Annotated in this window: 10 protein-coding genes; 3 read left to right on the top strand and 7 right to left on the bottom strand. The window is 37.4% G+C overall.

Annotation, left to right across the window (positions count from 1 at the left end; genetic code table 11):
* Both WBN20_RS04690 and WBN20_RS04685 read left to right on the top strand, forming a co-directional pair.
* Window positions 1-585, top strand: a 585-nt coding sequence (locus WBN20_RS04690) for a hypothetical protein (protein WP_424280880.1), incomplete at its 5' end; no start/stop codon positions are given.
* Between the two features lie 2 nt (window positions 586-587).
* A complete protein-coding gene (locus tag WBN20_RS04685) occupies window positions 588-1655 on the top strand; it encodes a DUF3179 domain-containing protein (protein WP_424280879.1) in 1068 nt (355 codons plus the stop codon).
* 65 nt (window positions 1656-1720) lie between these two features.
* On the opposite strand, the gene groL is transcribed toward WBN20_RS04685, so the two are convergent.
* From groL to miaB, 7 genes are all read right to left on the bottom strand, one after another.
* Window positions 1721-3355 (bottom strand): chaperonin GroEL, encoded by a 1635-nt coding sequence (gene groL, locus WBN20_RS04680; RefSeq protein WP_424280878.1) that lies wholly within the window; start codon window positions 3353-3355, stop codon window positions 1721-1723.
* 22 nt (window positions 3356-3377) lie between these two features.
* On the bottom strand, window positions 3378-3656 hold the full coding sequence (locus WBN20_RS04675) for a co-chaperone GroES (RefSeq protein WP_297705008.1): 279 nt from the start codon (window positions 3654-3656) through the stop codon (window positions 3378-3380).
* A 138-nt stretch (window positions 3657-3794) separates the two neighbouring features.
* The gene (secG, locus tag WBN20_RS04670) at window positions 3795-4163 is read right to left on the bottom strand and encodes a preprotein translocase subunit SecG (RefSeq protein WP_424280877.1); all 369 of its coding nucleotides are present in this window, start codon (window positions 4161-4163) and stop codon (window positions 3795-3797) included.
* A complete protein-coding gene (locus tag WBN20_RS04665) occupies window positions 4164-5087 on the bottom strand; it encodes a hypothetical protein (RefSeq protein WP_424280876.1) in 924 nt (307 codons plus the stop codon). It lies immediately after the preceding gene.
* Between the two features lie 72 nt (window positions 5088-5159).
* Complete coding sequence (locus WBN20_RS04660) at window positions 5160-5636, bottom strand: LptE family protein (protein ID WP_424280881.1); 477 nt, start codon at window positions 5634-5636, stop codon at window positions 5160-5162.
* A gap of 89 nt (window positions 5637-5725) precedes the next feature.
* Window positions 5726-6991, bottom strand: a complete 1266-nt coding sequence (locus WBN20_RS04655) for a sigma-54 interaction domain-containing protein (protein WP_424280875.1) — start codon at window positions 6989-6991, stop codon at window positions 5726-5728.
* A gap of 2 nt (window positions 6992-6993) precedes the next feature.
* Window positions 6994-8439, bottom strand: coding sequence for a tRNA (N6-isopentenyl adenosine(37)-C2)-methylthiotransferase MiaB (gene miaB, locus WBN20_RS04650; RefSeq protein ID WP_424272480.1), 1446 nt, complete (start codon window positions 8437-8439; stop codon window positions 6994-6996).
* Between the two features lie 164 nt (window positions 8440-8603).
* Here miaB and WBN20_RS04645 point away from each other — a divergent pair.
* Window positions 8604-9721: LVIVD repeat-containing protein (locus WBN20_RS04645; RefSeq protein ID WP_424280874.1), on the top strand; the 1118-nt coding region annotated here is incomplete at its 3' end.

Below are 9721 nucleotides of genomic sequence, written 5' to 3'. Positions count from 1 at the left end.
CCTGAAGCGTTAGGCTCAAAAAGCGGAATAAATTTAGGGCTTGGAGCGAAAGCACCCTTAGGAAAATCTGACCTTACGAATGAAAATGGAATTCTGTTAACGGCAGACCTGCAGCCGGGGAGCGGCGCCTGGGATGCTCTGGGATGGTTATCGCTCTCCAAGGCATTTGACTTTAGGCCTTCGGCTACCTTTTCAGGTAATTTTATATATCGATTGACGGGAATTAATAATTCGTATTTAAACAATACTTCTTCCTATGAGTTTGGTGATGTATTTCAGGCAAATGTGGGCTATACCGATCAATTTTTACTTTTCAACACTGTCTTTAATCCGGGACTTATCTTTAAATACAGGAAGGCATCAGTTGATAAAATAAACAATAGTAACCTCCCGAATACAGGTGGAGAGTGGGTTTTTATAAGACCCGAATTAAGTGTTCATATTATAAGCAATATTTTGGTTACCCTGCGTATGGAATTGCCTATTTATAGCTATGTTGACGGAACACAATTAACACCCACTACAAGATTTATAGCAGGAGTTTATTTTAAGCTCAATAACAAAAACAACACAATAAATTTATAGCTATGAAAAAGATCGCAACATTTATTATTTGTGCCATAATAGTACAATATTCGTGTAGTTCATCAAGTGCACAAGAACAGGACGCAGATCCCAATAATGAAAATTCATCTGAACCTTCTGTCTGGAGCATACCTTTGGCAGATGTTTTGGACGGAGGTCCCGGAAGAGATGGGATACCTGCTTTGGAGAATCCCGGATTTGTATCTGTAGAGGATGAGTTTGGACTTTTAGACGGGGATTTGATTTTGGGATACAAGAATGGAGATGATATACGGGCGTATCAACATATTGTATTAGACTGGCATGAAATAGTAAACGACAATATTGGAGATGTTTCTCTTGCTGTTACCTATTGCCCTTTAACGGGAACAGGTATTGGCTGGAATAGGATAGTAAATGGAAAAGAAACTACTTTTGGGGTATCGGGATTACTTTATAATACGAACCTTATTCCGTTTGATAGAGAAACCAGAAGCAATTGGGCTCAAATTTTGAATGAATCTGTAAATGGAGAACTAATAGGTGAAAAAGCAGAATTGATTTCACTTGTTGAAACAGATTGGAAGACATGGAAGACCATGTATCCTACCACAAAAACGTTAAGTTTAAATACTGGTTTTTCAAGGACTTATGGGGTATACCCTTATGTAGACTATAAGACTAATAACAATTTCTTTTTATTCCCGGTTCCAAAAGATGACCGACTACCTTTAAAGGAGCGCGTATTGGCTGTTATAGACGGCACAAATGCGCGGGCTTACCGTTTTATAGATCTGTCTACAGAAAATTTCGTCAGAGAGACTTTTAGGGGTAAAGAATACCTGGTTGTTGGTAATGAGGATTTTATGGTTTCTTTTGAACTGGATGCCAACTCTAATAGCTTACAGTTTGATTATGTATTTAATGGTTTGGAGATTATTTTGCGTGATAATGAAAATAATGAATGGAACATATTTGGTGAGGCAGTATCTGGTCCGAGAAGAGGAGAGAAACTAAAATCTTCGTCAGCTTTTATGGGCTATTGGTTTTCTGTTCCGGCCTTTTATAATACTGAGATTTATAATAATTGATCTGTAGACAGAAATAAAAAAACCGCTCTTAAAAAGAGCGGTTTTTGATATACAATTTCAAATTCTTACATCATTCCTGGCCTTCCACCACCACCCATTGGTGGTCCTGCCGGAGCAGATTCTTCCTTGATGTCCGTTAAGGCGCATTCTGTAGTCAGAATCATTCCTGCAACAGAAGCTGCGTTCTCCAACGCTATTCTGGTAACCTTTGCAGGATCAATGATTCCCGCTTCTAGCATATGAACATAGGTCTCTGATTTTGCATCATAACCAAAATCACCCTTACCATCGAGTACTTTTGCTACCACTACAGAACCTTCTCCACCTGCATTTTCTACAATTGTTCGCATTGGAGCTTCAATGGCTCTTGCTACAATTTGCAGCCCTGTTTCTTCATCTGAATTTTCCACAGACACTTTAGAGAGTACAGATTTTGACCTGATAAATGCTACGCCACCACCAGCAACAATACCTTCTTCAACCGCTGCCCTTGTGGCATGAAGTGCATCATCTACACGGTCTTTCTTTTCCTTCATCTCTACTTCAGAGGCTGCACCAACATAAAGTACGGCTACTCCACCAGCCAATTTAGCCAAACGTTCCTGAAGCTTTTCTTTGTCATAATCAGAAGTAGTGGTCTCTATCTGAGATTTAATCTGATTAACTCTTGTCTTAATGTTTTTTGCTACTCCACCGCCATTGACAATAGTGGTATTATCCTTGTCTATGGTAACTTTTTCACAGCTTCCCAACATGTCCAATGTGGTATTTTCAAGAGAAAAACCTCTTTCTTCTGAAATTACCGTGCCACCGGTCAAAATAGCTATGTCTTCTAACATTGCTTTTCTTCGATCACCGAATCCCGGTGCTTTAACTGCGGCTATTTTTAAGGAACCTCTAAGTTTATTAACTACTAAAGTGGCTAATGCTTCACCATCTACATCTTCAGAAATTATTAATAGTGGTTTTCCAGACTGTGCTACAGGCTCTAAAACCGGCAACAGGTCTTTCATTGTTGATATTTTTTTATCGAACAATAATATATAAGGATTTTCAAGGTTTGCGATCATCTTGTCTGAATCGGTGACAAAATAAGGAGACAGGTAACCTCTGTCAAATTGCATACCTTCAACAACATCTACATAAGTATCTGTTCCTTTTGCTTCTTCAACTGTAATAACACCTTCTTTACCAACTTTTCCGAAAGCCTGAGCAATAAGTTCCCCAATGTTTTCATCATTGTTGGATGAAATAGTTGCAACTTGTTTAATTTTTTCTGAGGAATCACCTACTTTTTTAGCTTGTTTTGCTAAGTTTTGAACAATGGCATCAACGGCCTTGTCAATTCCTCTTTTAAGATCCATAGGATTAGCGCCGGCAGCAACATTTTTAAGTCCTTCCTTAACAATTGACTGCGCCAGTACAGTAGCGGTGGTAGTTCCGTCACCTGCAAGATCATTTGTTTTGGAAGCAACTTCTTTTACCATTTGTGCGCCCATATCTTCCAGAGCATCTGCCAATTCTATTTCCTTAGCTACGGTAACACCATCCTTAGTTACGATAGGAGCTCCAAACGATTTACTTACAATTACATTTCTTCCTTTGGGTCCTAAGGTTACTTTTACGGCGTTTGCCAGTGCGTCAACGCCTCTTCTTAGGCCATCCCGTGCTTCAATATCAAACTTTATATCTTTTGCCATTTTCTATTTGTAATTTTTGTTATTAAATAATTGCTAAAATGTCGCTTTCACGCATCATAAGGTAATCGGAACCTTCAAGTTTAAGTTCAGTACCTGCGTATTTTCCATAAAGTACAGTATCTCCGACTTTAACTGTTATTTTCTCATCTTTGGTACCCGGACCTACTGCCACGACTTTCCCTTTTTGTGGTTTTTCCTTTGCGGTATCCGGGATATAAATCCCTGATGCCGTCTTGGTCTCCGCTGCCATAGGCTCAATTAAGACCCTGTCTGCAAGTGGTTTAATGTTTACTTTAGCCATATTTCTTAGTTTTTAGTTTAAATTGTTTCCTTCTATTGGGCAGAAATTATGCCATTGCTTAAAAACTGACATAATGTTAAAATAAAAATGCCAGCTTGTCATTTATGCTGGCATTTGAATATATTTTATTTCTTTACACTACTGAATTGAATCTGAAGGATTGTTATTGTCAGTTGCAGGTAATTGTTCCGGAACTTCCTCAGGAACGGTTTCAGGAACTACATTATCAATATCATCACCTTGCAGTAATTTAGATTCGGCTTCCCCAAAATTTCCTTTTAGTGCTACATTGGACAATAGAATAAGAACTATTAATAGCGTGGCTAAAGTCCAGGTACTTTTATCCAGGAAATCGCCAGTTTTTTTTACACCCCCAACAATTTGAGTTCCTCCTCCACCAAACGAAGAAGATAATCCGCCTCCCTTAGGATTTTGCACCATAATAACCAATATCAGGAGTAAACAAACCACTATGATAAGGACTAAAAAGATTGAAAATGTGCTCATTTATTTTGTGTTTTCTTGCCGTAATTTTTGTATTGCTTTTATTCGGTTTGCAAAGAAACTACTTTTTTCTGGATATTTCAAACTTAAAATCTTATATGCCTGAATGGCTTTTTTATACTTTTTTTGCTCCAGATATACCTTCGCCAGTGTTTCAGTCATCAACTCATTTTTATCAAGTGTAGTTGATTCTTTAATATTAATGTTTGAAGTCAGATTTTCCGAGGGAACTATTTTAGGCTTGTTTTCTATAAACTTATCTATTAACTCAAATTTTTTCTTTTTTAGGATGTCCTCCTCTAATGGAAAGTGAATATCCTTCATTTCCTCTTCTTTGTATTCTTCTTTTCCCCTTTTTATTGATTTAAATGAAGTAAGTTGTAACCACTCACCAAAAGAATGTTTTTCTCGTTTTGTAAAAGGGAGGGGTTTGCCAAGCTCTAATTCTGCCTCTGCCTTTTTTTTCGCTGCGATATCTTTATCTACTGCAGGATCCTTCGACTCAAAAAGTGAAGGGTCAAGGATCTTATCCGCGTCTTTAGCGGTTTGAGGTAAAGGATGATCCTCTGAATCATCAATAAGGTGAGTATCAGTATCCGGATTAGGTTCAACTTCTTCAGATAAGATCTCCTTGTCAGCTAAGGGTAAGGTTTTACCAGAAATGGTATCGGCAATTGAGTTTTGAAGAAACACTTCGGAGGTAATATAATCGAAAAGTATGTCCCTGTCAGTGGTGTAGGCTGCTGTCACTTTTAAGGCATTATTATATTTAAAGCTATTTAGATTCTTGAGTCCTTTTAAGTGGAGTGCACGTGCAGCCTGGAAGTACGGATATTCTTTAAGGATATCTTCCAATTGATTGGTCTGAACAGGTTCTAAAACCTTATCCGGGTTCTGTAATAGGAATGTAAAATCTGCTACGTTCATATCAATTAACAGGCCGCTGTATTGCGTATTGCTAATATCAGCCTACTCCTTATATTTTTATTCTGTTATATATTACCAGTCTGCCAATGATGCATTAAAAATATCCTGCGTTATTCTTTCAAAAATAGCTTCTAGTGCTTCATCTCTGACTGATGAGAATTGTGTATTCGCGTCGTAATCATAAAAAAAGGAAAACCTCCGTTCAAAATCTACATCTTCTTTGGTTCTATTAAAAAAACGAACGTTCACGCCCATCGTTAATCTATTCTGAGCAGCTCGTTGTTCAGCGGTTGCTGTCATTGGAGATATCCGGAATTCTACAATTTCGCCCTCATATATTAAATCTGCATCAGAATTACGAAGATCCAAACTTGTTTGATTAAGGATCAGATCCTGTAAGGCCAGAGTGAAATCTCTGTCCAAACCGGGTTCAAAGGTAGATCCGGGGCTTTGAGATGCATAATTTTGAAAATAATTCACTTGAAATGAAGTTGCCGTACCAACGTCGCCACCCGTAAAGTTATAAGCTCCGCAGCCAATTAAAAACATCAGCAAGGAGATGGTCAAAATACTATTAAATGTTTTTTTCAAAAGATAAAGTTCAAAAAGTTATCGGAATTGTTCAATTCAAAATTGAGTTATAAATCATATTGTTTAATCTTTCTATACAGCGTTCTTTCAGAAATCCCCAATTCTGCAGCTGCAGCTTTTCGTTTTCCCCTATTTCTTTCCAGGGATTTACGGATTAGTTCAATTTCTTTTTGCTGTAAAGAAAGTGTTTCTTCCTCTTCTATTTCCTCGGCAAAATGGTATTTGTCTTCGTGCTTTATTTCCGGTACCGTTTCTGTTCTGGCTTCGGGAAGAGGTAGGACCTTTAATGCTTTACTCTCTTCTTCCTCTATATCCTCCCCGTTCGTGCCATAAATCTTACGGATAAGATTTTCATTTTCTTCCTGTACTTTAGAGGAATCATTATTTTGAAGCAGTTCCAAGGTAAGCTTTTTAAGATCATTAAGATCTCCTTTCATGTCAAACAAAACCTTGTAAAGAATCTCTCTTTCGTTACTAAAATCATTTTCCTTTTTTCTCCTTTCAATTACGGCTGGTAGATTAGAATCGCTGGCATTGGGCAAATAGCCATTTAAAGTAGACAGACTTATATTTCTTTCCGCTTCTAAAACTGATATTTGCTCAGCAACATTTCTTAATTGCCGGATATTTCCCGGCCATCTGTATTTTGTGAGTAGTTGTATAGCATCATCGCGCAGCCTAATAGTTGGCATTTTGTATTTCTGCCCAAAATCTGATGCAAATTTTCTAAATAATAAATGAACATCCTCACTTCGTTCTCTTAGAGGAGGAATATGAATATCTACTGTACTTAATCTATAATATAGATCTTCCCTGAATTTTCCCTCTTTAATAGCCTCTATCATATTCATGTTGGTGGCGGCTACAATACGTACATCGGTTTTTTGAACCTGAGAAGATCCCACTTTTAGAAATTCGCCATTTTCCAATATTCTAAGCAGCCGTACCTGAGTAGTAAGTGGAAGCTCCCCTACTTCATCTAAAAAGATGGTACCCCCATCAGCAACTTCAAAATATCCTCTTCTGGTTTGTGTTGCCCCGGTAAAAGCTCCTTTTTCATGACCAAATAGCTCACTGTCTATAGTGCCTTCGGGGATGGCTCCACAGTTTACGGCTATATATTTTGCGTGTTTTCTATGAGACAATGCGTGAATAATTTTTGGCACAACTTCTTTTCCAACCCCACTTTCACCTGTAACCAAAACAGAAATGTCTGTTGGGGCAACCTGAATAGCTTTTTCAAGTGCACGATTGAGCTTTGGATCATTACCAATTATCTCAAAACGCTGTTTTATTGCCTGTACACTTTCCATGTTTAATTGTTTTCAGAATAACCAACTGCTTTGCCCAATAAAGTGGCAGAGGTGCAATTTTCTATGCGTACCATTACAAATTCTCCAATAGAATAGTTCTCTTTAGGAAAAACCACAACGGTATTTTGAGAGTTACGTCCCCTCCATTGTAATTCAGATTTTTTAGATGTCCCTTCAATAAGAACTTCTTCAACTTTACCTAAATGTTGTTTTGTTCTTAGATAACTATGCTTTAATTGCAGATCAATAATCTCACTTAATCTTCTTTTTTTTACGTCTTCAGGGATATCGTCAACAAGTTTTCGCGCCGCCATTGTACCCGGTCGTTCTGAATAAGCAAACATAAAACCAAAGTCATATTTAACATATTCCATTAATGATAAAGTATCCTGGTGATCTTCTTCAGTTTCCGTTGGGAATCCTGTAATCATGTCCTGACTTATGGCACAGTCGGGTAAAATGTTCCTAATATTATTTATTAAATCAAAATATTCTTCCCTGGTGTGTAATCTGTTCATTGCCTTTAAAATTCTGTCGCTTCCACTCTGAACGGGCAGATGAATGTAATTACAGATATTTTTAAACATTGCCATGGTTTCAATTACATCGAGGGTCATATCCTGTGGATTTGAAGTAGAAAACCGAATCCTCATTTTGGGTTGTGCCTCCGCAACCAATTCTAATAAATTGGCAAAATTCACCGCTGTTGCTTGCTGTATTGCTGAAGCTGCGCCGAAATCTTTTTTTAAGCCACCGCCGTACCACAAATAACTGTCAACGTTCTGGCCCAATAAGGTTACTTCCTTAAATCCTTTTTCCCAGAGTTCATTTACTTCATTTACAATAGAATGTGGATCCCTGCTGCGCTCCCGGCCCCTTGTAAAGGGGACAACACAAAAAGTACACATATTATCACAGCCACGTGTAATGGATACAAACGCCGTTACCCCGTTTGAATTTAATCTCACTGGTGCAACATCACCATATGTTTCATCCTTGGAAAGTATAACATTAACCGCATTCCTTCCCTCGTCTACTTCTCGGATAAGATTTGGCAGATCCTTATAAGCATCTGGTCCAACCACCATATCCACAATCTTTTCTTCTTCCAGTAATTTACTCTTTAGCCTTTCTGCCATGCACCCCAAAACACCTACTCTCATATGAGGTCTGTTCTTCTTTACGGCGTTAAACTTTTCAAGTCTTTTTCTAACAGTCAGCTCCGCTTTTTCCCGAATAGAGCATGTGTTCACCAAAACAAGGTCTGCCTCTTCCAAAGAATTGGTAGTATTAAAACCTTCTTGGGCTAATATAGAAGCGACAATTTCGCTGTCTGAAAAATTCATTTGACAGCCATAGCTTTCTATATATAAATTACGGGTGTTTTTCTGGTTTTTTTCCAGTTTAAGCGCAGTACCCTGATTTTTTTCCTCAATAATTTTCTCCATTCTCTTGTCTCTTCTGCGATATCTCAAACAGTCTGCAAAGATAGTATATTCTGCAAACAAGTGACAAATTGACAGTTAATTATTTAACAAAATTTACGCAACTGCAATTCATAACAAGTATCTACGTTTAAACTACCCAATACAATTAATAAAACAATCAAGCTATGAAAAACTGTATTATAACCCTGCTAGTTGTCTTAGGCTTAGTATCCTGTAACAAAAAAGAAGAAGGTGATTTTGCTGACTACCTTGTAGCAACACCCTTAACGATGAGTTTGGCTGATTTTAAGAACAGCGTCGATGTTGTTGCGCCTAGACCTATTAATGAATCAGGTAAGATCTATGCCTATGAGAATTATATTTTTGTAAATGATAAGTACAAAGGAGTGCATGTGATAGATAATAGTGACCCAAATTCTCCACAAAAAATTTCATTTATAAAAATTGCAGGTAATGTAGATATTTCAATAAAAGGAAATTTCCTTTACGCTGATAGTTTAACGGACTTAATGGTATTAGATATTTCTGAGATTAATGCTATTAAAATTGTTAACCGACTGGAGGACGTCTTACGAGATAATATAGTATGGCCAAATGCTGATATTTATGAATATGATGGGATAGATTATGAAAATGAAATTTTAGTAGGATGGGATGTTAAGATTGAAAGCAGATTAATTTCTGAAGTTAATAGTCGTTTTGACGATCAGATTTTTCTGGCTGAAACCGCTAATGATAGCCAGGTTGGACAAGGGGGTTCATTGGCACGATTTAAAATTGTAAATGATTATTTGTACGCCGTAGATAGTCATACAATTAACGTGTTTGAAATTAGCGATTTGGAAAATCCCAGGGATCTGGAAGATGTTTATGCTGGATTCGATATTGAAACTATTTTCAACAAAGGAAATAATCTATTTCTGGGAAGTATGCGTGGTATGTATATATATGACATAACCTCTCCGGCCACTCCAACATTTATTTCAGAATTCCAGCACGGTACTGCTTGTGATCCCGTTGTAGTTGATGGAGATTATGCATATGTTACATTACGAGGGGGTAATAATTGTGGAGCAACTGAAAGCGGTTTATTTATTGTTGATATTTCCGATTTAACAACACCAGTCCTGGCCACGTCCTATGCTATGGATGAACCTTATGGGTTGGGAATAAAAGACAACAAATTATTTATCTGTGATGGAAAATCTGGTCTTAAGGTCTACGATAAAACAGATATAGAAAATCTTGTATCATTAAATCATTATGAAAACATCATCACTTT

This window comes from Eudoraea sp., from assembly GCF_049665975.1.
In the GTDB taxonomy this organism is placed as follows: Bacteria; Bacteroidota; Bacteroidia; order Flavobacteriales; family Flavobacteriaceae; genus Eudoraea.
This window is presented reverse-complemented; position numbering and strand designations above follow the sequence as displayed.

Coding starts and splice junctions, on each gene's coding strand:
- WBN20_RS04685 (WP_424280879.1), top strand. CDS start 588: ATGAAAAAGATCGCAACATTTATTATTTGTGCCATAATAGTACAATAT.
- groL (WP_424280878.1), bottom strand. CDS start 3,355: ATGGCAAAAGATATAAAGTTTGATATTGAAGCACGGGATGGCCTAAGA.
- WBN20_RS04675 (WP_297705008.1), bottom strand. CDS start 3,656: ATGGCTAAAGTAAACATTAAACCACTTGCAGACAGGGTCTTAATTGAG.
- secG (WP_424280877.1), bottom strand. CDS start 4,163: ATGAGCACATTTTCAATCTTTTTAGTCCTTATCATAGTGGTTTGTTTA.
- WBN20_RS04665 (WP_424280876.1), bottom strand. CDS start 5,087: ATGAACGTAGCAGATTTTACATTCCTATTACAGAACCCGGATAAGGTT.
- WBN20_RS04660 (WP_424280881.1), bottom strand. CDS start 5,636: ATGTTTTTAATTGGCTGCGGAGCTTATAACTTTACGGGTGGCGACGTT.
- WBN20_RS04655 (WP_424280875.1), bottom strand. CDS start 6,991: ATGGAAAGTGTACAGGCAATAAAACAGCGTTTTGAGATAATTGGTAAT.
- miaB (WP_424272480.1), bottom strand. CDS start 8,439: ATGGAGAAAATTATTGAGGAAAAAAATCAGGGTACTGCGCTTAAACTG.